The organism is Campylobacter sp. RM6914 (assembly GCF_004803835.1).
GTDB lineage: Bacteria > Campylobacterota > Campylobacteria > Campylobacterales > Campylobacteraceae > Campylobacter_A > Campylobacter_A californiensis.
This window is the reverse complement of sequence record NZ_CP012545.1, coordinates 716,593-742,244: the sequence shown is the minus strand read 5'-3', so window position 1 is coordinate 742,244 and position 25,652 is coordinate 716,593. Positions and strand designations below refer to the sequence as shown.

The window sequence follows — 25,652 nt, the reverse complement described above, 5'->3', positions numbered from 1 at the left end:
TCAAATTTTTACATACCTTTGTAACAATTTTAATGCAGATAAAAGTCTTTGATCTCATTAAAATTTAGATACCTATAAATTTCACTCTCTTTTCCAACTATCTTTTTGGCGATCATTTGCTTATACTCATCAACACTAGGCAAACGACCAAGTATCGCACAAACTGCCGCCAGTTCAGCACTTCCTAGATAAACTTTAGCGCCCATACCCATGCGATTATCAAAATTCCTTGTAGAAGTCGAAAAGACAACGGCATTATCTTCAACTCTTGCTTGGTTGCCCATACACAAGGAGCATCCAGGAACCTCAACGCGGGCATTTACTCCCTTAAATACATCATAACAGCCCTCGCTTTCAAGCTGTACTTTGTCCATTTTTGTAGGAGGAACAACCCATAAACGCGTAGGTATAGACTTTTCGTCTTTTAGAATTTGCGCCAAAGCTCTATAGTGTCCGATATTTGTCATACAGCTTCCGACAAAGACTTCGTTTATCTCTTTTGCCCTATTTTGATCGGCTAAAATTTCAGATAAAGTCGCAACATCATCAGGGTCGTTAGGACATGCTAAGATCGGCTCAGAGATGTCATCTAAATTTATTTCGATTATTTCTGCATACTGCGCGTCTTTATCGGCTTTTAAAAGAGTTGGGTTTTTAAGCCATTCGAGCATTTTATCACGTCTTCTTTCAAGGGTTTGGCGGTTCTCGTATCCAGCTTTTATCATAGCATCGATAAGTGCGACATTTGAACGAAGATATTCGATAACCGGCTCGTTATTAAGCGCTACTACACAAGCTGCTGCAGAGCGCTCTGCAGAGGCGTCGCTAAGCTCAAAAGCTTGCTCGACTTTTAGATTTTCAAGTCCTTCGATTTCAAGAATTTTACCGGCAAATATGTTCTTTTTATTTTTCTTCTCAACACTTAAAAGACCGCGCTTTATGGCGTAGTAAGGTATGGCATTTACTAAGTCTCTAAGCGTGATACCCTCTTTTAGCTTACCGCTAAAACGCACCAAAACGCTTTGAGGCATATTTAAAGGCATAACGCCAAGAACCGCTGCAAATGCAACAAGTCCGCTTCCTGCTGGGAAACTTATGCCGATAGGAAAACGAGTATGGCTGTCCCCGCCCGTGCCTAAAGTATCCGGTAAAACCATGCGGTTTAACCAAGAGTGTATAACTCCATCCCCGGGCTTTAAGCTAACACCGCCTCTTGAGTTCATGAAATTTGGCAATGTTGCGTGTAAAATTTCATCACTAGGCTTTGGATAAGCGGCCGTATGGCAAAAGCTTTGAAGCACAAAATCCGCACTAAAGCCCAAGCTTGCAAGCTCTTTTATCTCATCTCTAGTCATCGGTCCTGTCGTATCTTGGCTACCCACCGTTAATGTTACAGGCTCGACATAAGTATTTGGCCTAACGCCTTTAACGCCGCATGCACGTCCGACTATCTTTTGAGCCAAGCTATATCCATAAGAGTTGTCATCTTTTGGCTGATCCGGTTTTGTAAAGATATTTTCTGGTGCTAAATTTAAAGCATTTCTGGCTTTGACACAAAGTGCGCGAGCGATAATAAGCGGTATACGACCTCCTGCGCGAATTTCATCGATTAGAGTATTTGGCGACAGGTTAAATTTAGCGACAACTTCGCCGTTTTTTACTATCTCACCTTTGTAAGGATAAATTTCTATCTCATCTCCCGTCTCAAGTGCGCTAACATCCGCTATGATCGGTAGAGCTCCGCTATCTTGTGCGGTGTTGAAAAATATCGGAGCTATGCTAGTTCCGATAACTACACCGCCTGTTTTTTTGTTTGGCACGCCGTCTATATCGCGCCCCAAATGCCACTGGATAGAATTTATACCACTTTTTCTACTTGATCCGGTTCCTACGACATCGCCTACATAAACAACTTCGCGACCGCTACTTTTAAGCTCAGATATTTTTTCTAAACTTCCGGGCTGTCTTTTAACAAGCATCGCATTTGCATGAAGAGGTATATCAGAGCGCGTAAATGCCTCACTTGCAGGGCTTAAGTCATCAGTATTTGTCTCGCCGGCAACTTTAAAAACAACCGCTTTTATGCACTCACTAAGACTTTCTCGCTTTAAAAACCACTCTGCCTTCGCCCATGAGTTTAAAATTTCAAGGGCAAATTTATTTGTTTTACTAAGGTCTAAAATTTCGTTAAAGTATTCATTTACAAAAATGCTATTTTTTAGAGCATCTCTTGCCGCTTTTGCCACATTTTCATCGCTATTTTTAAGAGCTAAAATAAGCTTTGCAACATTATATCCACCAAGCATTTTGGATAAAATTTCAATAGCTTTTATTTTATCTATGCCGCAAATTTCAAGTCCACTATTAACTATCTCGCCCAAAAATTCAGCCTTAACTTTTGCCGCGTCGTCAACGCCTGGGTTTACGCGATTAGATAAAAGTTCTATAAATTCTTTTGCTTCATTTTCGTTTTTTGTGTTGCGTAAGATTTCACAAACTTGCACTGTTTGATCTTGATTTAGCGCCAAAGGAGGCACGCCTAGCTTTGCACGTTCGTCGATGTGTTTTTTGTATTGTATTAAAAAATCCATATCAAAGCCTTTTTAAATTTTTGCTTTATATTTTATCTAAAATATATGGGAATTCCACAAAAATAGGCTAAAATGGTATAAAATTTTATCAAAAAGGTTTCGTTTTGGATAAAGCATATTTCTCTTCTTTGATCGGAATTTTAGAAATTTTAGGTGATAAAAACGGTATTAGCGAGATAAATTTTGTAGATAAATTTATAAAAACAGACGTAAAAGAGCCGAATTTAAAACTATGCTTAGATGAGTTAGAGGCGTATTTTAGCGGTAAACTTAAAAATTTTAGCGTAAGACTAAACATACAAGCAACTCCTTTTCAAAAAAGCGTGTATAAAGCCTTGCTAAACATACCTTACGGCACGACCGCAACTTACTCTGACGTTGCTAAAATGATACACAACCAAAAAGCTCAAAGAGCCGTGGGAAGTGCAAATGCTAAAAACAAAATCCCGATCATCATTCCCTGTCACCGCGTAGTGGGGGCCAACAGTCTTGGCGGATACAGTGGAGCGGGCGGATTAAAAACAAAAGAAATTTTACTAAATTTAGAAAAGGGCAACTTATCATAAACCCAGCCCCTAAATTTGAGGCTGGGAAATTTACTTAATTTTAAGCAAATTTAGGCTCGCTAAATGCCGTTAATTTTGGCGCTTCGCCTTTAAATTTCTCGATATTAACAAGAGCTGTTTGAGAGATATTGCCGTTAGATAGTTTTGATGTTGCTTTATCTATCGTTAAGACGTTTGAGTTTCCGTTTTTGCAAAGTCCCGCATCAAAGCCGTCATACCAAGCACCTTGAGCTAGCCTTACAACACCCGGTATTACGTTATCGGTTATAACAGCCCCAGCCAAGACCTCTCCTCTTGAGTTAAACACTCTTACCAAATCACCGTTTTTAATGCCTTTAGCCTTAGCATCTTTGGTATTTATCCATATAGGCTCTCTACCTGCTACCGCATAGGTATCGCGAAGTGAGGTTTGGTTGAGCTGTGAGTGCAAACGATATGGAGAGTGAACTGAGAGCATATGAAGTTGTGCCGGCTTATCGCTCATACCAAGCCATTCAACAGGCTCATACCACATAGGGTGTGCAGCGCAATCGTCATACCCCATTTTTTCGATGGTCTCTGAGTAGATTTCTATCAATCCAGACGGAGTTCCTAGTGGGTTTAGTATAGGGTCTTGTCTAAATTCAGCATGTCTTACCCATGCTTCGCTTTCAGGAGTTGAGTAAAATTTAACAGGCTTGTTCTCTTTCCAAAATTCATCAAAAGGCTTCATCTCGGACGCAAGCTCAGGTATGGCTAAAATTTTATCATACGCATCGTTGTAAAAGCTTTTTATCCAGTCAAATTCATCCTTGCCGTTATCTGTGTATGCCATAACTAAATTTTTAGCATATGCTTTACATAGATCGGTAAAAATTTGATAATCATCTTTTGCTTCGGCGTATTTTTCAACGACTTGTTTCATAGGAGCGATATGATCGTTAGAATAATCACCCGTCATAGTCATATCGTTTCTTTCGTATTGAGTGGTTATAGGAAAAACGATATCAGCCATCTTCGCACTTGGCGTCCAATACGGATCATGCACGACTATCGTGCGCGGTTTTTGCCAAGCTTTTATTAAGACATTTGTATCTTGATGATGCACGATTGGGTTTCCGCCAACCCAGTAAATAAAGTCTATATCAGGGTAAGTCACCTTTCTTCCATCATGATCTATGACTTTTCCAGGATTTAACAAGACATCGACTATCCTTGCTATCGGGAAAGTGTATTTTTTAGCTTCAACAGCCCAGTCTATCTCGCCTTTTATCAAAGGTGTTGAGCCCGGTATAAATTTACCATTTGCATCTATAACGCCGTTTGCAGTTCCGATAAATTCACCGTTTTTATCTATCCTACCTATATCGCCTCTATTTATGCCGCCTATTACCGCACCTTTGCAAGTTGGATTGCCACCGTTTGCGTAATGATAACTTAGTCCAAATCCACCACCCTCTAGTCCGATCTGTCCTATCATAGAAGCAAGAGTTACTAGCATCCAGTGGGCTTGTTCACCGTGATCTGCTCTTTGTATAGCCCAACCGCTCATTATCATAGATCTATTATCAATCAAGACATCAGCTAGTTCTTTTATGACGTCTTCTTTTATACCGCAAATTTTACTAGCCCATTCAAGAGTTTTTGGTGTGCCATCTGTTTTACCTAGTAGATACGGTAAAAATTTATCAAAACCAACTGTATATGTGTCTATAAAATCTTTATTAAATTTACCGCTCGTATATAGATAATGCGCCATGCCAAGCATCATCGCAACATCGGTATTTGGGCGTGGAGCTATCCATTTTGATTTATCAAAATACTGAGCCGTTTCGCTTTTTATAGGGTCTATCACGATGACTTTTATATCAGCTCTTTTTTTAAGATCTTCGAGGTATTTAAAGCCTTGCTCGTCAGAGCTACTAAAGCCTACGCTTAGAGTAGTTATCGGATTTGCCCCCCAAAATACCACAACTTTTGAGTTATTCAAAACTACCGGCCAGCTTGTTTGTTGTTCATAAACTTCTATACTACCCATCACGTGCGGCATTATAACCTGGCTTGCTCCGGTAGAATAGTCTCCCGTATAACCTACATAACCGCCACTTAAGTTCATAAATCTATGCAGCAAAGTTCTACTGTTGTGGATATTTCCACTGCTCTTCCAGCCATAGCTTCCCGCAAATACGCTTTGAATTCCTTTAGCTTTTCTTGTCTTTTTTAGCTCCCTAGCTACAAGCTTTATCGCGTCTTCATATCTTACTCGTATCCATTCGTCCTTGCCTCTAAGCTCTGGTTTTGGCGAGTCCGGATTTTCTAGGTAGCTTTTACGCACCATTGGGTATTTAATACGAGAGTTATAGATAAGGTCATGCGTGAAAGTTTGAAGATGGTTTTTTACATCGCTTGTCTTTTGATATGGTGTTGATCCAACTGCCTTGCCGTCTTTTACGCCTACTTTTAACATGCCCCATTTTGCAGCGGTAAAGATCTCGCCGTTTTTAACAAGCTCTTTTCCCATATCGTCAGCCATTAAGTTTATAGCGGTAACATTTGAAAGTAACGGCGTCATAGCTCCTAGTTTTAAAAAATTTCGTCTTTGCATGGTGTTTTCTCCTAACACATTTATTAAATTTTAAGACAACGTATCGTGCATGAAAATTTGTATTTTAAACATACAAAACATGCATGAAACAACTACTACTTAATCTTAACATCCGATGAATGTTTTTGCAGATACTGCACTATAAGCCACTCATCATCTTTTTCAACTGTCGTTCTACTAAGCATTGATTTAAATAAATTCGGCCATTGATTTGCCTTATAATGCGTGGTCTCATGTAGTCCATGACAAATTCCGCATGAGTCTGCATAAGTCTGCTTGGCACGGGCAAACATCGTATCAACTTCATTATAAAAATCACCATCAATAGTATAAGCTTCTACTTCCACTTTATCCCATTTGCCATTTTGTCCTTTTTTGACAAGCTTTGAGTCAAATTTTGCCGTTTTGGCAAACGCTATAGCGATAACTCGCTCAGAATCGCTAAAATAAACGACATTTGGTGCGACAGGATTTATGTAACCTTGCATTTTTATCTTCACGCGACCGTTTTGTTTTGATAAAATTTCAACACCGTTCGTCGGAAGTAACCTTCCTACAGAAGCGTTAGAGGTCGCATCCGTAAAGACAGGCTTAACCTTGTCGCTATACATCTCGTTTGCGCCAAAGAGCAAACAGGAAAACATAGATAATAAAAATAGCTTTTTCATCCATCTCCTTTCAAAGAATTTGATATATTGTATAAAAATAATTATTAAAAATTGTTTTTATGAAAATTTTATTTTACATTTACTATTTTAATTGAAGTTATAAATTTAAGTGGAGATAAGCTTTGCAAATACACTGATATGAAATTTGCAAAGCTTAAATAAAATTTGAAAGAATCTTAGAAGTCCATTGCACTAATGAATTTAGCTATACGTTCATCAGTGCTATTAAAAAACTCATCAGCCACACCATCAAATGCTACCAACCCATGATCTAAAAAGAGTATCCTATCGGCTATCTTACGAGCAAAATTCATGTTATGAGTTACTATTATCAAAGAACGCCCCTCTTTTGAAAGCTCTCCGATAGTTTTTAAAACCTGTGCCTCAAGCTCTGGATCAAGCGCCGATGTAGGCTCATCAAGCAATAAAAATGCAGGTTGCATAGCAAGTGCTCTAGCTATAGCTACGCGCTGAGATTGCCCTCCGGAAAGTCTGTTAGGATAAGCCTCTGCCTTATCTTTTAGTCCAACCTTATCCAGTAGTTCGTATGCGGTTTTAACCGCTTTGTCGCGTGGAATTTTTAATACCTGCGTAGGACCTTCGATAACATTTTCAAGCACGGTTAAATGCGGAAAAAGGTTAAAACTTTGAAAGACCATTCCTGTATGTGAGCGGAAAGGTTGGTATTGGCTTGGTTTATGCGGCGCACTAAAATTTATACTAAAATCACCAAGGCAAAGCTCGCCCGAATTTGGGATCTCTAGCAAATTTATACAGCGAAGTAAGGTTGATTTACCGCTACCTGAGCTTCCTAATATTACCGTTGTTTGATTGTCGTAAATTTCAAGATTTATGCCTTTTAATACAACATTTTCGCCAAATTTTTTGATTAGATTTGTAAATTTTATCATACCATACTACTTAAATATATTTTGAAAATTTACGCTCAAGTTTGGCTTGAAAAAATGTTAAAAACGTGCAAACTATAAGATAAAAAAGAGCAGCTAAAACATAAAGCGTAAGCGGATCAAACGAGCGTGCTGCGATACGTTGTGCGGTCATAAACATATCAACCATCGTGATAGAAGCCACCAAAGATGTATCTTTTAGCGTTGATATAAAGATATTTGAAAGTGGCGGTAACGAGATGCGCACGGCTTGTGGAGCGATAATGCGACGTAAAATTTGAGTATAGGTCATTCCAAGTGCTGTAGCTGCTTCCCACTGCCCTCTTGGAACAGAGAGAATAGAAGCTCTAACCGCCTCAGAAGCATATGCGCCGATATTTAAACTAAACGCGATAATAGCCGCACTCCATACATCAAGCGCTATACCTATGATAGGCAAACCAAAATAAACAATAAAAAGCTGGACCAGTAAAGGCGTGCCTCTAAATATCCATATATAAATTTCGCTAATTTGTTTAAAAAATTTAACATTTGCTATGCGGGCAATAGCCGTAAGCACTGCCACAACTAGCCCCAGAGTAAACGAAACTATCGTAAGCGGGATAGTAACCTTAAGCAACGCCTCACTCATCGGTACTACCGAGGTTACTACTAGTTCGTATACTCTATTAAACTCTTCGCCCATTTTCCACCTTAATGCTACTCGCTAACATCTTCACCAAAATACCTAATAGAAATTTCTTTCAAAACTCCTTTTTTGCGTAGTGATTTTAATGCCTCATCCATCTGATTTAAAAGCTCCGTGTTGTCTTTTTTGACAATAGCTGCCGTATATATCGGTTCAGAACTATTTGCTATGATTTTAAGTGGGGCTTTTGGACGTTGCTTCATGTAATCAAAATATGTAACATTATCATTTATGGTAGCGTCCGCACGCTTAGTAATTACAAGCTCTACACCCTTGCTAAAACCATCTACCGTAACGATCTGAGCGCCATATCTGCTAGCCATTTTCGCCCAGTTACTTGTAGCTGAGTGAGCGGACTTTTTACCTTTTAGATCATCAAAGCCTTTGATCTCTTCATTATCAGCACGCACTACAAGAGCGGCATAAGCTACCGTATAAGGCTCGGTATAGTCGTATTTTTTCTTACGCTCGTCCGTTATACTCACCTGGTTTAACACCGTATCAGCCTTACCTGCATCAAATGCCGCAAGTATGGCATCCCATGGTGCAGTTACAAAATTTATCTTAAGTCCGAGTTCATCCGCTATAGCGCGAGCTATATCAACATCATACCCGACTAGTTTATGTTTTTCATTATAATAAGAAAATGGCGAGTAAGTCCCCTCTGTCGCAACAGTCAAAGAGCCATCTTTTAAGGTCTTAGCATTTGCAAATATACATAAAAGCATACTTGTAACTAAAATTTTAAATACAATTTTCATTAATTCTCCGATTATTTTACTATATCTCTTTATAACCCGTGATATCAAGCCCAAAACCGCTTATACCAACAAAATCTTTTTTATTATGGCTTAAGACTTCTATCTTTTTTACACCAAAATGTTTTAAAATTTGAGCGCCTATGCCAAAGTCCTTTGAGTTTGAATCATTCGTCTTACTTGATAAGAATATCAAAAGACCGCCATTTGCTTTTAAAAATTCTATCGCACTTATAAGCTCATCAAATTTAGCAGAGCTAATAAAGTCAAAGTCGGCGATTGATTTTACAAATTTTACATTTGTATTTTGAGCTATTTCACCAAAGGCATAAACGGCATGCTTTTCGTTTTCATGATCGATTATGTCATATCTAACAACATTTTTTTGAGCGATTTGACACTGGATAGGCTCGCTCACTTTTATAAGACTTTCGCTGTGTAAGCGATACTGAACAAGGTCGGAAACCGATAGCATATTTATCTTAAATTTCTCACAAAATTCTTCCAGATCATCTCTTCTTGCCATCATGCCGTCTTCTTTTACTATCTCACATATCGCAGCCATCGGTGAAAGTCCTGCAAGACGACAAAGGTCAACTGAGCCCTCGGTATGTCCTGTGCGCACTAATACACCGCCATTTTTTGCTATCAATGGAAATATATGTCCCGGACGAACAAAATCATCAGGCTTTGAATCAGCATCAGCAGCCAGTCTTATGCTCATGTCGCGTTCATACGCACTAACGCCAGTTGTCGCATCTTTGGCATCTATAGTGATGGTAAATGCCGTTTCATGGCTTGAGGTATTTTTAGCAACCATCAAAGGCAGATCAAGACGCTTAGCGTTTGCCTCATCCATGGCAAGACAAAGCACGCCTTTTGCATGGGTGATGGCAAAATTTACCTTTTGCATATCGCTCTTATCAGCAGCGAAGATAAGATCGCCTTCGTTTTCACGATCCTCATCATCAACCATGACGATCATTTTACCGTTTTTAAGGTCTTCGATAGCTTGTTTTACTTTATCAAAACTCATTTTTATCCTTTAAAATTTTTTAGCGTTAATTGTAACGCAAAATCACAAAAACAAAGTTTAATTATCCCGAATTTTAGTAGTTATATAGCTTATCTAGCAAGAGTATAAAACACAAACCAACGTGGACTATGCTTTAAAATTTATAAATTTAATTTTACTAAAATGATAAATTTTAAAAAATAGTTATTCTGCAAAAATTGAATTAAATAGAAGATAAAAATAGTGCAAATTATTAAGACACAAACCCGCCTCCCGGCACAAACACAACAGTCGGTAAAAGCTCCTTACTAACAGGCTTAATTATATCCATCTCGAGAGCTTTGTTCTTATATCCGTAAATCGGAGGCTGTGCATAAACTAAATTTGATATCATTTCAATTTCTGATTTTTCTATCTTAACATCTATAACTTCGGTATCTTTGTGATTTATGGATAGCGTTTGCGCATTAAGTGACAAACAAGGCATCATCACAACAAACAACATTAAACATTTTAAATACGACTTCATTTCATCTCCTTACATTAAATTATATTTATGTTTATCTTTTTAGCTAAACCTTTTTACTATATAACCAAATTTACTTAACCCACCCCACAAACCATAAAAATACCTAAACTATATATCTGTCTTATTTGTTTTATCCCCCCCCCCACATAACCCATAAGAGAAATACCTTTTTACCGTCTCTCTTATAATCTCTCTTATAATCTTGCCTCTTTCTAATCTCTTTATAATTACGCACTTGCTCATAACTACATAGCATATAGCCATTAAAAGCCTTAGACTTCTAGCACATCTAAAAATACTTAATGCCATTGTTAAACCCAGGTAAATATCTTGCGCAAATAAATAAAAACAAGGATAAATAAATTTAGACCCTCTTTTTATTTATTTATTTATTTAAGTGTAAAGCCTTATTTACTTTGATGATATATGGTATTGACTTCATGATTAAATTTATTAAACTATAAAAACCTTACATATGCCATCTCTAGTAACTAGGCACTGTTTATTAAGCGGTATTTTTTAAAGACTAGTGATATAAAAGAGAAACATAAAGATTAGCACTAAAAAAGCAAAGAGCTAAGCAATTTATGATTTTTCCTGCTTTTATTTATCTCTTGCTTTTGTCCTACTTTAAATTTCTCTATTTTATTATAATGTTTTGTGTATTTATTTTACTCTTAATCTACTTATTTTGTTTAAGCTTTATGCTCTTACTTACTTATTTCCTCTTTGGCCTTCTCTTTTACCTTATCCTTGGCACTGCTTTTAATATCTTTTATCTCACTGCCTTTCTTGCTTGCATTATCTTTTGTCTTACCGGTTTTATTGTTAATATCCTCTTTTAGCTCTTTAGTCTTTTTGGCTGACTTATCTTTTATCTCTTTTACCTTAGGTTGCACTGTCGTCTTACCAGATACTGATATATCATCTTTTAAATTCTCATATGTCTTATCGCCTATGCCACTAATGTTTTTAATATCCTCTATAGAGTTAAATTTATTAGCCTTTCTATACTCTATAATAGCCTCGGCCTTACTCTCGCCTATACCGTTTAAACTCATTAGTTCATCTTTGGTGGCCGTATTTAAATTTATAACGGCAAATGCCTGAGTAGCTAGTAGCGCTAAAGATAGTAGAGTTGATTTAAAAGATAGTTTCATTGTTTTCCTTTGATTTAAGATTGAATTTGATTATAACTTAGTAGGGTAAACGCTTGTTTTACAATACATATAAAGAATAAATTTAATATAAAAAATATGAATATCTAAGATGGGAAATTTATGTTTACCACACCGCTCTTTTAGTTTTGAAAAAGCTCTCACTTATCTATATTTACCGCTAAATTTAACTAGATACTTTTTAGCATTTGTTTGCCGTTAAAATTCTTATTTGTTTAAAATATATACACAAGCTTACTTTTGGATTTATATTATTTATGATATTTTACCTGTCTTTATATTTATACAAATATATTTCAATTTTCTCTAAATTTAGCCTCTAAAATTCCACGAGGTATTATATACTTATTTTTAACTTCACTGCGTTAGTTGCTTTTAGAGAACATAAGTAAAACCATAAATTAAAACTCATTGTTTAGAGCTTAAGTTAAATTAAGCCTAATTTTATACACAAGAAGAAAAACATACACGAAAAATAAAAACAAGCTATCTATTTATCACACCATAGCTTTGGATAACTCCTGTCACATCTAAAGAAGAGTATATAGCATTCATTAAGACCGCCAAGGTTAAATTTATAAGAGCAAAAGATAGTAGACACAAAAGTAATCCGTCTATCACAATAAAACAAAGATAACAATAAAGATAATAAAGAGAAAGAAAAACCACAATAAATAAAAAGCAGTATCATAAAAGATATAAAGCATTAAAGATAGATGTTTTAATTATATGTTTATATAAGTTAAAATCTTAGTTGGTTTAGATCTAATATTAGGTAGTTTAAGATTTTGTATTTGGATAATAAGTAGTAGAATAATTAACAAAGCTCGCAGCGACTTACTTTCCCGACATCCCAGTAAGGGAGAGTATCATCAGCCAGGACGAGCTTAGCTTCTTGGTTCGAGATGGAGCAAGGCGTTTCCTCGTCTGTATAGCCACGAGCAGTGTTAAATAAAGGATTAGTGATTAATCTCTTATTTAACACTGTAGTGATATTTTGTTAAGAGTAAAGCATGTTTATAAAAACATTCTTCTTACTAAGGTTTTATCCTTAACAAGGAAGTGATGCTTAAAAGATAAGCAAACGAGCTATTAGTACTGGTCAGCTAAATGACTTTCATCAATTACACACCCAGCCTATCAAACTAGTAGTCTACTAGAGCTCTTAAAAGAAGATTCATCTTGGAGTTGGCTTCGAGCTTAGATGCTTTCAGCTCTTATCACATCCCAACGTAGCTACTGAGCGATGCCCTTGGCAGGACAACTCATACACCAGTGGTTGGTTCAACCCGGTCCTCTCGTACTAGGGTCAACTCTCCTCAATCTTCTTACGCCCACGGCAGATAGGGACCGAACTGTCTCACGACGTTCTGAACCCAGCTCGCGTACCGCTTTAAATGGCGAACAGCCATACCCTTGGGACCTGCTCCAGCCCCAGGATGCGATGAGCCGACATCGAGGTGCCAAACCTCCCCGTCGATGTGAGCTCTTGGGGGAGATCAGCCTGTTATCCCCGGGGTACCTTTTATCCTTTGAGCGATGGCCCTTCCACACAGAACCACCGGATCACTAAGACCGACTTTCGTCTCTGCTTGACATGTATGTCTCGCAGTTAAGCTGGCTTATACCTTTATACTCTACGAACGATTTCCAACCGTTCTGAGCCAACCTTTGTAAGCCTCCGTTACATTTTGGGAGGCGACCGCCCCAGTCAAACTACCCACCAGACATTGTCCTACTTACGGATAACGTAAGCTAGTTAGCTATCAGAATAAAGAAGAGTGGTATCTCAACAATGGCTCATATACAACTGGCGTCATATACTCAAAGCCTCCCACCTATCCTGCACATCTTTATCCCAATAGCAGTGTCAAGCTGTAGTAAAGGTCCACGGGGTCTTTCCGTCTTGCCGCGGGTAGGAGGAATTTTCACCTCCACTACAATTTCACTGGATCCCTCTTCGAGACAGCTCCCATCTCGTTACGCCATTCATGCAGGTCGGTATTTAACCGACAAGGAATTTCGCTACCTTAGGACCGTTATAGTTACGGCCGCCGTTTACTCGGGCTTCGATCAAATGCTTCGATTGCTCTAACATCATCAATTAACCTTCGAGCACCGGGCAGGCGTCACACCCTATACATCCTCTTACGAGTTAGCAGAGTGCTGTGTTTTTGGTAAACAGTCGGGAGGGACTCTTTGTTGTAACCTTCAATGCTTACGGAGTAAATCCTTCACAAAGTTAGGCACACCTTATACCGAAGATACGGTGCTATTTTGCAGAGTTCCTTGAAGAGAGTTCTTCCACGCGCCTTAGAATACTCATCCCACCCACCTGTGTCGGTTTACGGTACGGGCAACATTATCTAAACTTAGAAACTTTTCTTGGCTCGACAGTATCAGCAATTCACACGCTGTTCCGAAGAACTTTGTGTGCCTGTAGGGTCTCGGCTTAAAAAGATCCGGATTTGCCTGGATCTTAACCTACACCTTTCGACTAGCACTTCCATCCGCTAGCTTGCTTAACTCTAAGCGTCCTTCCATCGCACAATAATGTTGGCATTGGAATATTAACCAATTTTCCATCGCATACCCCTTTCGGACTTTGCTTAGGACCCGGCTAACCCTACGATGACGAGCATCGCGTAGGAAACCTTGGGTTTACGGCGTTGGGGATTCTCACCCCAATTATCGCTACTCATGCCTGCATGCTCACTTGCATCCGCTCCAGTACTCCTTACCGGTATACCTTCAACGCTGAATGCAACGCTCTCCTACCACTTAGTAAAACTAAGTCTAAAGCTTCGGTACTCATTTTAGCCCCGTTATATTTTCCGCGCAGAATCACTAGACCAGTGAGCTATTACGCTTTCTTTAAAGGATGGCTGCTTCTAAGCCAACCTCCTGGTTGTTTCAGTAACTCCACATCGTTTTCCACTTAAATGAGATTTAGGGACCTTAGCTGTTAGTCTGGGTTGTTCCCCTCTCGACGACGGATTTTATCACTCGCCGCCTGACTGCCATGATTACACACTAGGTATTCGGAGTTTGATAGGGTTTGGTACATTGGTGTATGCCCTAGCCCATTCAGTGCTCTACCCCCTAGTGTTACTACATGACGCTATACCTAAATATATTTCGGAGAGAACCAGCTATCACGATGTTTGATTGGCCTTTCACCCCTATCCACAAGTCATCCCATAGCTTTTCAACGCTAGCGGGTTCGGTCCTCCACTGGTTCTTACACCAGTTTCAACCTGCTCATGGATAGATCACATCGTTTCGGGTCTGCAACATCTGACTAAACGCCCTATTAAGACTCGCTTTCGCTACGGCTCCGGGTTTCCTTAACCTCGCCAGACATCACAACTCGCAGGCTCATTATGCAAAAGGCAGTCCATCACCCTGATAAATCATAGGGCTCTGAATGATTGTAAGTAAATGGTTTCAGGTTCTATTTCACTCTGATCACCTCAGTTCTTTTCACCTTTCCCTCACGGTACTTGTGCGCTATCGGTCTAGTAGTAGTATTTAGGGTTGGATCGTGGTCGACCCAGCTTCAGACAGGATATCACGTGTCCCGCCCTACTCAGGATACTGCTAAGTAAAACAAAGTTTTCATATACGGGGGTATCACCCTCTACGCCTAAGCTTTCCAGCTTATTCTATTAACTAAGTTTAGTCTATGTTGCAGTCCTACAACCCCGTTAGTAAACTAACGGTTTGCCCTCTTACGCGTTCGCTCGCCGCTACTAGCGTAATCTCTATTGATTTCTCTTCCTGTTGGTACTAAGATGTTTCAATTCCCAACGTTCGCTCCATTATATGGTAACTGACATCGCTATCAGTTGGGTTGCCCCATTCGGAAATACCCGGATCAAAGCCCCTTGACGGCTCCCCGAGTCTTATCGCAGCCTGGCACGTCCTTCGTCGCCTCTACTAGCCAAGGCATCCACCACTTACTCTTAGTAGCTTACCTTTTTTAGTATATATTATATTCTAATTCGCATCACTTCCTTGCTAAAGATAACCACCTATACTTCGCAAAGTAGCAAAGCTACTTTTTACGACAAGGAGTATAAATACTCCCTTGACCCACCTAAAGCACACCGCTTCTTACTGAAGCGCCGTAAATTTAGAATCAAGCTTTATAGTTTTTAGTTATTACATCTAGTATCTTAAACTCCAAGACGGAAAGCATTGACAGATAGTATAGATAAGTTTTAAATCCTATAGTATCTTGTGATGTCAAACTTCTGCAATTTAATGCAATGAGTTTAGATATCTAAATCTTTAACAAGTCCTGTAAAATTGTTTTTATTAAAACTTGCTTGTGACTCTTAACAATAATAAATAAAAGAACATTAGATTAAAAAATCTAAATCAAATTTTTGAAATTTAAAAACTTGATTTAGATTTCATAAGCCGATAAACTATTTAAGCACAATCTATTAAATTGGGGATGTGATTATAGCTAATAAATCTTATAATAATCTTTATGGTGGGCCTAACAAGACTTGAACTTGTGACCTCACCCTTATCAGGGGTGCACTCTAACCAGCTGAGCTATAGGCCCTCTTTAATAAAAAATCTGGTGGAGAATAGCGGGATCGAACCGCTGACCTCCTGCGTGCAAAGCAGGCGCTCTCCCAGCTGAGCTAATTCCCCATATTATCTATCTAATCTAAAACTAGAAAGATAAATCTTTATTAGCCGTCAATCTTTCAAAACTAAACAAGGATCGATTGAGTAAATACTAAGGTTAGTTAGTATTTAAATTTTCCTTTGATGAATATCTTGTGAGAGAATATTCATTGTACTCTAGAAAGGAGGTGATCCAACCGCAGGTTCTCCTACGGTTACCTTGTTACGACTTCACCCCAGTCGCTGATTCCACTGTGGGCGGTAGCTAGTTTAGCATTCCGACTTCGAGTGAAATCAACTCCCATGGTGTGACGGGCGGTGAGTACAAGACCCGGGAACGTATTCACCGTAGCATGGCTGATCTACGATTACTAGCGATTCCGGCTTCATGGAGTCGAGTTGCAGACTCCAATCCGAACTGGGACATATTTTATAGATTTGCTCCATCTCGCGATATTGCTTCTCATTGTATACGCCATTGTAGCACGTGTGTCGCCCCGGACATAAGGGCCATGATGACTTGACGTCGTCCACACCTTCCTCCTCCTTGCGAAGGCAGTCTCATTAGAGTGCTCGGCCGAGCCGTTAGCAACTAATGACGTGGGTTGCGCTCGTTGCGGGACTTAACCCAACATCTCACGACACGAGCTGACGACAGCCGTGCAGCACCTGTCTTAACATTTCTGCAAGCAGACACTCTTCCATCTCTGGATGATTTGTTAGATATCAAGTCCGGGTAAGGTTCTTCGCGTATCTTCGAATTAAACCACATGCTCCACCGCTTGTGCGGGTCCCCGTCTATTCCTTTGAGTTTTAATCTTGCGACCGTACTCCCCAGGCGGTATACTTAATCCGTTAGGTGCATTACTGCCATGACTAGCATAGCAACAACTAGTATACATCGTTTAGGGCGTGGACTACCAGGGTATCTAATCCTGTTTGCTCCCCACGCTTTCACGCCTTAGCGTCAGTTGAGTTCCAGCAGATCGCCTTCGCAATGGGTATTCCTGGTGATCTCTACGGATTTTACCCCTACACCACCAATTCCATCTGCCTCTCCCTCACTCTAGATTATCAGTTTCCCAAGCAGTTCTATGGTTAAGCCATAGGATTTCACAAAAGACTTGATAATCCGCCTACGCGTCCTTTACGCCCAGTGATTCCGAGTAACGCTTGCACCCCCCGTATTACCGCGGCTGCTGGCACGGAGTTAGCCGGTGCTTATTCGTTAGGTACCGTCATGGTTCTTCCCTAACAAAAGGAGTTTACGCTCCGAAAAGTGTCATCCTCCACGCGGCGTTGCTGCTTCAGGGTTTCCCCCATTGAGCAATATTCCCTACTGCTGCCTCCCGTAGGAGTCTGGACCGTGTCTCAGTTCCAGTGTGACTGATCATCCTCTCAGACCAGTTATGCGTCATAGCCTTGGTGAGCCATTACCTCACCAACTAGCTGATACAATATAGCCTCATCCCTTAGCGAAAAACTTTCCCGACTTAACTTATATTAAGAAGGAGTATAGAGTATTAGCAGTCATTTCTAACTGTTGTCCTCTACTAAGGGGCAGATTAGCTATACATTACTCACCCGTGCGCCACTAAGATTAAATAGCAAGCTACTTAATCTCCGTTCGACTTGCATGTATTAGGCACGCCGCCAGCGTTCACTCTGAGCCAGGATCAAACTCTCCATATAATTTATATGAAGTTTTTAATCTAAAAACTTTTGTTTTTTATTTATTAGTTTTAGTTTGCTAAGATAGCAAACTGGCTCAATCGATCACTTGTTTAGATTTCAAAGATTGACTAATAGTTTAACATTAATAATTTAAAAGAACAACGATAAAAAGGAAAGCTTTATTAACTCAAGAAGGTTAAAAGTGGTTTCTCTCAACTCGTGAGCTGGAATTATACAGGCATGATGCTTAAAGAAAGATTAAAAAGAGAGGGGAGATTGAAAAAAGTTGGGAAAAAATTTAGAATGGGAAATTTTAGAGGAAAGATAGTGGGGTGTGCTTACATTATTATAGTGTAAGCACAAAATATACGAAAAACACTACTATGGATTTTTAGATAGTATGTTATTATAATTAACGTTTTTTAGTTATCTTTTGTAAAAAACAATATATCACAACAAGCAAACAAAGCATAATGCTAGGCATAATATACCCATGATCGCTAAGATAATCACTAATTTGCATGAAGAAATTTCCAGCCAAATAGCTTAATACGCCTAAGGAGATGGCCCAAAGTATTGAGCTTATAACATTTAATACACTAAATTTATAAAACGGATACTTTGTAAGACCAATTGCTATTGGAATTAGCGTTTTTAATCCATATATAAATTTTTGAATAAATACAACTTTATCTCCATGCCTTTTCATGAGTAAATGCGCATAAGCAAGTTTGCGTTTGTGTCCTTTCAAGTAAGGCATAAACATGTTTTTATTATATCTGCTTAGATAAAAAAGCAAGGTATCACCCAAAGCATTTGATATCGCTGCAACAGCTATGCTAACACCAAGATCCATTTTACCGGCATAACTTAACACTCCAGCTGCAATAATAGCAACCATGCCACCGCCAAGTGTATATAAAAAGAGAATAATATATCCGTATGTTGAAAGAGAGGTTAAAATTTCTTGCATTTTATGCCTAAAATTTGGTGTAGATATTCATCAGTTGTTCATATGCATAGCCGGATTGTTTCAAATTTTGGTTATTACGTTTTATTACAACACCACCAAAACTAGCTCCGGCAAAAAAACCATCATTAGTAGCGTAAGCATAGATGTCGCTTGAAAAATTAAAATCCCCGATCTTGCTAACCCGCTCTCCTATCCTAGCGCCAAAAGAAAATGAAGCAGTTGCGTCAAGCGCGAGCTTTTGGCTTTTGATGTCTTCTACGATCGAGTTTTTCATTATAAAAAGAACAAGTGAGCTGTCTTCGTAACCAAGCTGCAAGCCGACACTCCCCCCGCTCATGCTTACAGGGACTAGGTCGGATACGGAATTTAAAGAGCCTACTAGCATAACTCCATCTCCCCCCATCCCGCCAACTACAAAGCCGACCTTTTTTACGCTCGGAAATATCACGATCGCGCTTGATTTTTCCATAAGTTCTCTGGTTGGAACTTCTGGCTTTGAACTCATAGTTTTTACAAAAGAATTTGCACTATTTAAAACCAACTCTTCATTTGCAAAAGCAAAAAGTAAACAAAAACATAAAAGCAAAATTTTTTTCATCACAAATCACTTAGCGTAGTCAATCGCTCTTGTTTCGCGTATTACACTTACTTTTATCTCACCAGGATATTGCACCTTATCCTCTATCTCACTTGCTATCTCTTTAGCTACAAGCACTGCCTCATCGTCATTTATAAGCTTGGCATTTGCTATAACTCGTATCTCACGTCCCGCATTTATAGCGTAAGCTTGTTTTATACCGTCCTTGCTTTTTGCGATATTTTCTATCTCTTCAACACGTTTTAAAAAACTCTCAAGCACTTCACGTCTAGCTCCAGGCCTTGCCGCACTTAATGCATCGGCAGCACAAACAGCAGCACTCTCTACACTTGTTGCCTCTTCATGTCCGTGATGTGCATAAATAGCATTTATAACAACCGGATGTTCTTTGTATCTCTTACAAATTTCAGCACCCAAATCAACGTGACTGCCCTCAAATTCATGCGTTAAGGCCTTACCTATATCGTGTAAAATTCCAGCTCTTTTTGCAAGTTTTTCATCTCCACCTGTTTCAGCAGCTATAATACCTGCAAGATGTGCTACTTCAAGGCTATGAGCTAAGGCATTTTGTCCGTAGCTAGCTCTAAATTTTAACTTGCCTATTAGCTTGATAATTTCAGGATGAATTTTGTTAAGTCCCAAGTCCATAACGATATTTTCTCCCTCTTCTTGTATGCTTTGTTCAAATTCTTCAGTAACTTTTTTATGCAAGTCCTCTATCCTGGCTGGCTGAATTCTGCCATCTTCAACCAAAAGCTCGATAACACGTGTAGCTATTGCGCGGCGATACAAGTTAAAACTACTTAAAATAATAGCATGCGGAGTGTCATCGATAATAATATCAACACCCAAAACCATCTCTAAAGTCTTGATATTTCGCCCTTCTTTGCCGATTATCCTGCCTTTTAGTTCATCATTTTTAATATTTACAACATTTATCAAGCGCTCTGCTGCAAATTCGCCCGCAAAACGCGATGTGGCCTGTGCTAAAATATAATTCACTCTCTTTTTGGCTTCACGCTTTGCCTCTTCTTCGCATCTTCTTACGATATGCGCTATGTCAGCACGAGACTTCTCTTCTACCTTTTTAAGCACCACATCTCTAGCTTCATCCTCGGTTAAGCCGGCTGCATGCTCTAGGACTTTTAGCGCCTCTTCTACTTTGTTTTGATAGGTTACTTTTAAATTCAAACCCTCTTCGTAAACTAGCTTGGCTTCGTTCTTGTCTTTTTCAAACAAAGCTTTGTTTTCTTTTAAAATTTCTTGCTCGTTTAACAAAGACTGCTCTTTTTTATTTAGTTCGTCAAATTTTTGAGAATAATCTTTTTGTAGCTTAGTTGTCTTTTCATCGTATTTTTTCTTAGCTTCAAATTCAGCCTCTTGAACGGCTAATTTTGAGTTTTTAAGTGTAAGCTCTGCCTCGTGTTCTATGACTTTTGCTTTTGCTTTTGCTTGCTCTAAAAATATATTATAATTAGCGTCATTTATCTTTTTAGCATACAGATACCCTGCGCCAACGCCCACCACACCGGCTCCTAAGCCTATTAAAATCTCTATCATAAATTCCTCTTTTTATGTAATTTTGCTTTGGGGTTAGATAGATATCGCCGCGAATATCGTGGTCTTGAGAAAGAATTTTATCGATATAAAAGTCTTTAATCTGCACAAAAACTATCAACTTCGGACGATAGGATAAGCCGCTAAAAAATCTATCATAAAAACCTTTGCCATGTCCTATCCTTGCCATAGTAGCGTCAACCCCGATGACGGGAACTACAGCCATATCAAGCCGCCTAGTGCTGCTTTTCTTGCTTAAAGGCTCTCTAACATTAAATTTAGAGCGCACAAACGGCATTTTCAATTTTACCATTTTTAAACTAAGCCCTACCATAAATGGAATAAAAATATTACATTTTTTGGATAGATTGTGCCTGATAGAATAAACATCAGGTTCATACCTTAAAGGCATAAAAAAAAGTATATTTTTAGACTTTGATAATTCAATCAAATTTAAAAGAGTTTTTAAAACAGCATAATGCTTGGCTTTTGCCGTATGATCTATTATCTTATTCATCTCTTTGAAATTTTTAATTCTTATATCTTTTTTCATCAAATACACCTGCTGTTTTGGTATAAAAATATTACATTATGGCCGGTTAATATTTTATAAAATGCAAAATAAAAATTATAGCGATACATTTGGTTGCGTTTTAGACGATAAATTTAAAAAATTTTTAGTATAATTTTATCTTTAAATAACGAAGGAGTAGTATGAAATTTAAAAATTTAAGCGTAGCTGTTTTAGCTATATTTTTATTATTAGGCTGTGAAAACAAAGAAAGTTCCAAAGATAGTGCAAAAATTGATACAAATTCTACAGAGAGTAACCTCGCACAAAATGCCGTAAAAGTCGATGAAAAAATCGATCTAAAACTCTTAAGCAATGAAATTTTTTCACTGCAAAAAAGAGAAAACGGCTTTGACATAAAAGATAATGAAAAAGCAACTCTTTTTGTATTTTGGGCGACTTGGTGTCCACCGTGCAAAGCTGAAATTCCGCATCTAAATAATCTAAGTGAAAAATACAAAAAAGAGCTAAACATTATCGCTGTTTTGCTTGAAGATAAAAACGAGGATGAGATAAAGGCATTTGCGCAAAAATATCAAATCAAATATGACATCGCAATTGGCGAAAGTAATTATTTATTCGAAAAGGCAATAGGCGGTATTTTCGCCCTTCCGTCTTCTGCTTTATTTGACAAAAACGGCGACTACGCATCAGGATATAAAGGTTTGGTGCCTGAAGAGATGTTAGAAAGAGATATACAAAAGGCGATAGAGTAATGTTTGATTTTATAAAAAAGGGTTTTGAGAGAACATTTGGTGCGATAAATAGTGCCAAAAAAGATAAAAAAATTACAAAAGACATCCTAGAAGATATGCTTTTAGAAGCCGATGTCGCTTATGAGATAATCGAAGAGATAATCTACTATCTACCACCACAAGACGAGGTAAAAAGAGCCGATCTTAAACGAGTAATGTCGAGCTACTTTATCTATGAAAATGAGCGTAAAATAGCCGATGATAAGCCGTTTGTAGATCTTATTTTGGGCGTAAACGGTGCAGGCAAAACCACAACCATCGCCAAACTAGCAAATTTATACAAAACAAGTGGCAAAAGCGTGATTTTAGGTGCTTGTGATACTTTTAGAGCAGGAGCTATCGAGCAACTTCGCCAATGGTCTTTAAAAATAGATGTGCCTATAGTAGCTACACAGCAAGGACATGATCCTTCAGCAGTTGCCTTTGATACGATAAGTTCGGCTCTTGCAAAAGACATCGATCGTGTAATACTTGATACCGCAGGAAGGCTTCAAAACCAAACAAATTTAGCAAACGAACTTAGCAAGATCGTAAGAATTTCAAGCAAAGCATACGAAAAAGCTCCACACCGTAAAATTTTAATCCTAGACGGAACGCAAGGTAACGCAGGCGTCGCTCAAGCAAAGGCTTTTAACGATATAGTTAGGCTTGATGGAGTTATCATCACAAAACTTGACGGTACTCCGAAAGGCGGAGCTTTATTTGGCGTGGCAAGAGAGCTAGAACTGCCGATACTTTACATCGGTGTCGGTGAGAGCATGAACGACTTAGTAAAATTTAACCCAGATGAGTTTTTAGATGGTTTAATGGACGTAATTTTTGGATAAGCTATACAAATTTGGCTTTTTTGCAACGCTTTTTGTGGTAGAATTTTTAGCTACAACTTCAAGAAAAATCACTGTAAATGAGCTGTTTTGGGATAAAACAAATCACATACTCGCCTTTTTTGTCCTTTATGTGCTTTTAAATTTAGCTTTTGAGCTTAAATTTTGGTACAAATTTGTGCTACTTTTGGCTTACGGCATACAAATTGAGCTAGTCCAAAGCCTCTTGCCAAATCGATTTTTTAGTCTTTTTGACGTGTTAGCCGACAGTGTCGGGATAACGCTTGGGGCCATCTTTACGATAATTTTTACAAAAATAAAACATGAATTTATACTTAAATAGCAAAAGCGCCTCTCTTGGGCTTATCGTCGGTTGTGTTTTGTTCGGACTTGGAAGTATTATCGTTTCAACCGTATCACTTGGGGCTTATGCGGTTGCATTTTGGCGCTTAATTATAGCTTCGGCGATATTTTACACCATAGTAAAATACTTTAATAAAAGTTTACCGACAAACAAAAAAGCTAAATTTTATGCCGCTCTATCAGGGTTTTTCTTAGCTTACGATCTAGCCTTATGGCACGAAAGTATATATGCGATAGGGCCTGGAATTTCCACATTATTAAATAGCTTGCAAATTTTCTGGCTTTCGTTTATAGGATGTGTTTTATATAACGAAAAGCAAGGCGCACTTGGAATTTTAAGTCTTATACTTGCAACACTTGGCGTAGCTCTTATAGCATATCCTGAGCTAAATTCAAACACAAATGCCATCTGGGGATTTATAGCAGGTATCGGCTCTGGTGGCTGTTTGGCGATATCCATGCTTTTTGTAAAAAAATCTCAAGAAGCTCAAAAGATAAGTATCTTTTCGTTGATGTTTATCTTAAGTATCAGCGGTGCCATCTCGCTCCTTCCTGTAAGCATCATCATAGACAGTCTAAATTTCTTTCCAAAAAATTTTAAAGAGCTTGGGCTTGTTTTTATATATGGTGCTATCATGCAATGTGTAGCTTGGGGGCTTATAGCCTACTGTGTACCGCTTTTGTCACTTTCGCTTACAGGTCTTTTATTGTTAAGCGAACCCGTTGCGGCACTTTTGATAGATGCGTTTTTGTTAGATAAATTTATAACAAAATTTCAGTGGCCAGGAGCGGCGATAACAATGTTTGCCATATATCTTGGCTCTATAAAAAATAAAAAACAACGGCTTAAAGGAAGAAAAAATGGCTAAAAGTAAAACCGTTTTTGAGTGTCAAGCTTGCGGTAATCAACAAGGAAAATGGATCGGCAAATGCCCAAACTGTGGTGCTTGGGATAGTTTTATCGAGCTTAGCAATACACAGATAAAAATATCAAAAGAGCTGGCTAAATTTTCATCATCTCCAAGCAAGGCAGTTAGTATAGATAAAGTAGAGATCGAAAACATCAAGCGCTTTAGCACAGATGATGCCGAGCTTGACTTAGTGCTTGGAGGAGGTGTAGTAGAAGGTTCATTGGTGCTAATTGGCGGAAGCCCAGGAATAGGCAAATCAACCCTTCTTTTAAAAATTTCTTCAAATTTGGCAAAAAACGGTAAAAAAACACTCTATGTAAGCGGCGAAGAAAGCGCTAGTCAGATCAAAATGAGAGCCCAGAGGTTAAACGCCGTGGATAAAAATTTATTTTTACTTACAGAGATAAATCTTGAAACCATCTTAAGTGAAGCCAAAAAAAACGAATACAAAGTGCTAGTTGTCGACTCTATCCAGACACTTTATAGCCAAAACGTAAGCTCCGCTCCAGGATCAGTTTCGCAAGTTAGAGAGATAACATTTGAACTCATGAGACTGGCTAAAGAGCAAGAAATTTGTGTTTTCATCATCGGTCATATAACAAAAGACGGCTCGATCGCAGGTCCTAGGATACTTGAGCACATGGTTGACGTCGTGCTTTATTTTGAAGGAGACGCCTCAAGAGAGCTAAGAATGCTAAGAGGATTTAAAAACCGTTTTGGTTCAACAAGTGAGGTTGGAATTTTTGAAATGAGCGCCAACGGTCTTGTTTGTGCTACAGAAATTGCAAGTAAATTTTTCACACGGGGCAACGCGGTGTCAGGCTCTGCTATAACCGTCATAATGGAAGGCTCAAGGGCTTTAAGTGTGGAAATTCAAGCCCTAGTATGCGAAAGCGCCTATCCTAAACGTAGCTCCACAGGATATGAGAAAAACCGCCTTGATATGCTTTTGGCTCTGCTTGAACGCAAACTTGAAATTCCACTTGGACATTATGACGTTTTTATCAATGTTTCAGGCGGAGTTAAGATAAATGAAACTGCCGCCGATCTTGCCGTCGTAGCAGCTATCATCTCAAGTTTTAGAAATCGCCCGATAAGCAAAGATAGTATATTTATCGGTGAACTTAGTTTAAACGGCGAAATTCGAGATGTTTTTAACATAGACGAAAGACTAAAAGAGGCAAAAAGACAAAAATTTAAAAATGCGATCATACCTAGTAAACCACTTGATACGCAGGGCATAAAATGCTTTTATGCAAAAGAGATAACACAAGTTTTGGAGTGGATGTGATGACCG

The 25,652-nt window shown here is 38.6% G+C and carries 19 protein-coding genes, 2 tRNA genes and 3 rRNA genes; 6 read left to right on the top strand and 18 right to left on the bottom strand.

Annotated elements, in window-relative coordinates:
* Window positions 1–29: 29 nt before the first annotated feature.
* Window positions 30–2,591, bottom strand: coding sequence for a bifunctional aconitate hydratase 2/2-methylisocitrate dehydratase (locus CCAL_RS03930; RefSeq protein WP_170017203.1), 2,562 nt, complete (start codon window positions 2,589–2,591; stop codon window positions 30–32).
* A 104-nt stretch (window positions 2,592–2,695) separates the two neighbouring features.
* On the opposite strand from CCAL_RS03930, the gene CCAL_RS03925 reads away from it, so the two are divergent.
* Complete coding sequence (locus CCAL_RS03925; protein WP_170017205.1) at window positions 2,696–3,157, top strand: methylated-DNA--[protein]-cysteine S-methyltransferase; 462 nt, start codon at window positions 2,696–2,698, stop codon at window positions 3,155–3,157.
* 40 nt (window positions 3,158–3,197) lie between these two features.
* Here the strand turns inward: CCAL_RS03925 and CCAL_RS03920 are convergent, their stop codons facing one another.
* The 17 genes from CCAL_RS03920 to CCAL_RS03840 form a co-directional block, all read right to left on the bottom strand.
* On the bottom strand, window positions 3,198–5,741 hold the full coding sequence (locus CCAL_RS03920) for a molybdopterin-dependent oxidoreductase (protein WP_170017207.1): 2,544 nt from the start codon (window positions 5,739–5,741) through the stop codon (window positions 3,198–3,200).
* Between the two features lie 95 nt (window positions 5,742–5,836).
* Window positions 5,837–6,409 (bottom strand): cytochrome C, encoded by a 573-nt coding sequence (locus CCAL_RS03915; protein WP_169972520.1) that lies wholly within the window; start codon window positions 6,407–6,409, stop codon window positions 5,837–5,839.
* A gap of 176 nt (window positions 6,410–6,585) precedes the next feature.
* Window positions 6,586–7,320, bottom strand: a complete 735-nt coding sequence (locus CCAL_RS03910) for an amino acid ABC transporter ATP-binding protein (RefSeq protein ID WP_169938742.1) — start codon at window positions 7,318–7,320, stop codon at window positions 6,586–6,588.
* Window positions 7,321–7,330: 10 nt separating this feature from the next.
* Window positions 7,331–8,002, bottom strand: a complete 672-nt coding sequence (locus CCAL_RS03905) for an amino acid ABC transporter permease (protein ID WP_170017210.1) — start codon at window positions 8,000–8,002, stop codon at window positions 7,331–7,333.
* Window positions 8,003–8,016: 14 nt separating this feature from the next.
* Entirely contained in the window at window positions 8,017–8,766 is a 750-nt protein-coding gene (locus tag CCAL_RS03900) for an amino acid ABC transporter substrate-binding protein (protein WP_170017212.1), read from the bottom strand.
* Between the two features lie 19 nt (window positions 8,767–8,785).
* Window positions 8,786–9,799 (bottom strand): bifunctional 3,4-dihydroxy-2-butanone 4-phosphate synthase/GTP cyclohydrolase II, encoded by a 1,014-nt coding sequence (locus CCAL_RS03895; RefSeq protein ID WP_170017214.1) that lies wholly within the window; start codon window positions 9,797–9,799, stop codon window positions 8,786–8,788.
* Between the two features lie 232 nt (window positions 9,800–10,031).
* The gene (locus CCAL_RS03890; RefSeq protein ID WP_172285059.1) at window positions 10,032–10,307 is read right to left on the bottom strand and encodes a hypothetical protein; all 276 of its coding nucleotides are present in this window, start codon (window positions 10,305–10,307) and stop codon (window positions 10,032–10,034) included.
* Window positions 10,308–11,017: 710 nt separating this feature from the next.
* Window positions 11,018–11,467 carry a helix-hairpin-helix domain-containing protein gene (locus CCAL_RS09530; protein WP_169938844.1) on the bottom strand — a complete coding sequence of 150 codons (450 nt, stop codon included), beginning with the start codon at window positions 11,465–11,467 and terminating at the stop codon, window positions 11,018–11,020.
* Between the two features lie 842 nt (window positions 11,468–12,309).
* A 5S ribosomal RNA gene (gene rrf / locus CCAL_RS03880) occupies window positions 12,310–12,428 on the bottom strand.
* A gap of 129 nt (window positions 12,429–12,557) precedes the next feature.
* Window positions 12,558–15,464: ribosomal RNA gene (locus tag CCAL_RS03875) — 23S ribosomal RNA — on the bottom strand.
* Between the two features lie 520 nt (window positions 15,465–15,984).
* A tRNA-Ile gene (locus CCAL_RS03870) sits at window positions 15,985–16,061 on the bottom strand.
* A gap of 16 nt (window positions 16,062–16,077) precedes the next feature.
* Window positions 16,078–16,153, bottom strand: a tRNA-Ala gene (locus CCAL_RS03865).
* 157 nt (window positions 16,154–16,310) lie between these two features.
* Window positions 16,311–17,821, bottom strand: a 16S ribosomal RNA gene (locus CCAL_RS03860).
* The 16S, 23S and 5S rRNA genes sit together here with 2 tRNA genes alongside, the layout of an rRNA operon.
* 394 nt (window positions 17,822–18,215) lie before the next feature.
* Window positions 18,216–18,776: a DedA family protein gene (locus CCAL_RS03855; protein ID WP_169938674.1), complete on the bottom strand. Its 561-nt coding sequence runs from the start codon at window positions 18,774–18,776 to the stop codon at window positions 18,216–18,218.
* 7 nt (window positions 18,777–18,783) lie between these two features.
* Entirely contained in the window at window positions 18,784–19,374 is a 591-nt protein-coding gene (locus tag CCAL_RS03850) for a lipid-binding SYLF domain-containing protein (protein ID WP_169938672.1), read from the bottom strand.
* Between the two features lie 6 nt (window positions 19,375–19,380).
* Window positions 19,381–20,934 (bottom strand): ribonuclease Y, encoded by a 1,554-nt coding sequence (gene rny / locus CCAL_RS03845; RefSeq protein WP_169938670.1) that lies wholly within the window; start codon window positions 20,932–20,934, stop codon window positions 19,381–19,383.
* Window positions 20,867–21,484 carry a 5-formyltetrahydrofolate cyclo-ligase gene (locus tag CCAL_RS03840; RefSeq protein WP_170016579.1) on the bottom strand — a complete coding sequence of 206 codons (618 nt, stop codon included), beginning with the start codon at window positions 21,482–21,484 and terminating at the stop codon, window positions 20,867–20,869. The genes rny and CCAL_RS03840 overlap by 68 nt, the downstream gene beginning before the upstream one ends.
* A gap of 161 nt (window positions 21,485–21,645) precedes the next feature.
* On the opposite strand from CCAL_RS03840, the gene CCAL_RS03835 reads away from it, so the two are divergent.
* Genes CCAL_RS03835 through radA form a run of 5 tightly spaced genes read left to right on the top strand, consistent with a single transcriptional unit; the run spans window position 21,646 to window position 25,646 of the window.
* A complete protein-coding gene (locus CCAL_RS03835) occupies window positions 21,646–22,218 on the top strand; it encodes a TlpA family protein disulfide reductase (protein ID WP_170016581.1) in 573 nt (190 codons plus the stop codon).
* Window positions 22,218–23,084 (top strand): signal recognition particle-docking protein FtsY, encoded by an 867-nt coding sequence (gene ftsY, locus CCAL_RS03830; protein WP_169972208.1) that lies wholly within the window; start codon window positions 22,218–22,220, stop codon window positions 23,082–23,084. The genes CCAL_RS03835 and ftsY overlap by 1 nt, the downstream gene beginning before the upstream one ends.
* On the top strand, window positions 23,077–23,424 hold the full coding sequence (locus CCAL_RS03825) for a VanZ family protein (protein ID WP_169938663.1): 348 nt from the start codon (window positions 23,077–23,079) through the stop codon (window positions 23,422–23,424). Before ftsY ends, CCAL_RS03825 begins: the two co-directional genes overlap by 8 nt.
* The gene (locus CCAL_RS03820; protein ID WP_170016583.1) at window positions 23,405–24,313 is read left to right on the top strand and encodes a DMT family transporter; all 909 of its coding nucleotides are present in this window, start codon (window positions 23,405–23,407) and stop codon (window positions 24,311–24,313) included. The genes CCAL_RS03825 and CCAL_RS03820 overlap by 20 nt, the downstream gene beginning before the upstream one ends.
* Window positions 24,306–25,646, top strand: a complete 1,341-nt coding sequence (gene radA / locus CCAL_RS03815; protein ID WP_170016585.1) for a DNA repair protein RadA — start codon at window positions 24,306–24,308, stop codon at window positions 25,644–25,646. Before CCAL_RS03820 ends, radA begins: the two co-directional genes overlap by 8 nt.
* Window positions 25,647–25,652: the final 6 nt, after the last annotated feature.

Coding starts and splice junctions, on each gene's coding strand:
- CCAL_RS03930 (WP_170017203.1), bottom strand. CDS start 2,591: ATGGATTTTTTAATACAATACAAAAAACACATCGACGAACGTGCAAAG.
- CCAL_RS03920 (WP_170017207.1), bottom strand. CDS start 5,741: ATGCAAAGACGAAATTTTTTAAAACTAGGAGCTATGACGCCGTTACTT.
- CCAL_RS03915 (WP_169972520.1), bottom strand. CDS start 6,409: ATGAAAAAGCTATTTTTATTATCTATGTTTTCCTGTTTGCTCTTTGGC.
- CCAL_RS03910 (WP_169938742.1), bottom strand. CDS start 7,320: ATGATAAAATTTACAAATCTAATCAAAAAATTTGGCGAAAATGTTGTA.
- CCAL_RS03905 (WP_170017210.1), bottom strand. CDS start 8,002: ATGGGCGAAGAGTTTAATAGAGTATACGAACTAGTAGTAACCTCGGTA.
- CCAL_RS03900 (WP_170017212.1), bottom strand. CDS start 8,766: ATGAAAATTGTATTTAAAATTTTAGTTACAAGTATGCTTTTATGTATA.
- CCAL_RS03895 (WP_170017214.1), bottom strand. CDS start 9,799: ATGAGTTTTGATAAAGTAAAACAAGCTATCGAAGACCTTAAAAACGGT.
- CCAL_RS03890 (WP_172285059.1), bottom strand. CDS start 10,307: ATGAAGTCGTATTTAAAATGTTTAATGTTGTTTGTTGTGATGATGCCT.
- CCAL_RS09530 (WP_169938844.1), bottom strand. CDS start 11,467: ATGAAACTATCTTTTAAATCAACTCTACTATCTTTAGCGCTACTAGCT.
- CCAL_RS03855 (WP_169938674.1), bottom strand. CDS start 18,776: ATGCAAGAAATTTTAACCTCTCTTTCAACATACGGATATATTATTCTC.
- CCAL_RS03850 (WP_169938672.1), bottom strand. CDS start 19,374: ATGAAAAAAATTTTGCTTTTATGTTTTTGTTTACTTTTTGCTTTTGCA.
- rny (WP_169938670.1), bottom strand. CDS start 20,934: ATGATAGAGATTTTAATAGGCTTAGGAGCCGGTGTGGTGGGCGTTGGC.
- CCAL_RS03840 (WP_170016579.1), bottom strand. CDS start 21,484: ATGAAAAAAGATATAAGAATTAAAAATTTCAAAGAGATGAATAAGATA.
- CCAL_RS03835 (WP_170016581.1), top strand. CDS start 21,646: ATGAAATTTAAAAATTTAAGCGTAGCTGTTTTAGCTATATTTTTATTA.
- ftsY (WP_169972208.1), top strand. CDS start 22,218: ATGTTTGATTTTATAAAAAAGGGTTTTGAGAGAACATTTGGTGCGATA.
- CCAL_RS03820 (WP_170016583.1), top strand. CDS start 23,405: ATGAATTTATACTTAAATAGCAAAAGCGCCTCTCTTGGGCTTATCGTC.
- radA (WP_170016585.1), top strand. CDS start 24,306: ATGGCTAAAAGTAAAACCGTTTTTGAGTGTCAAGCTTGCGGTAATCAA.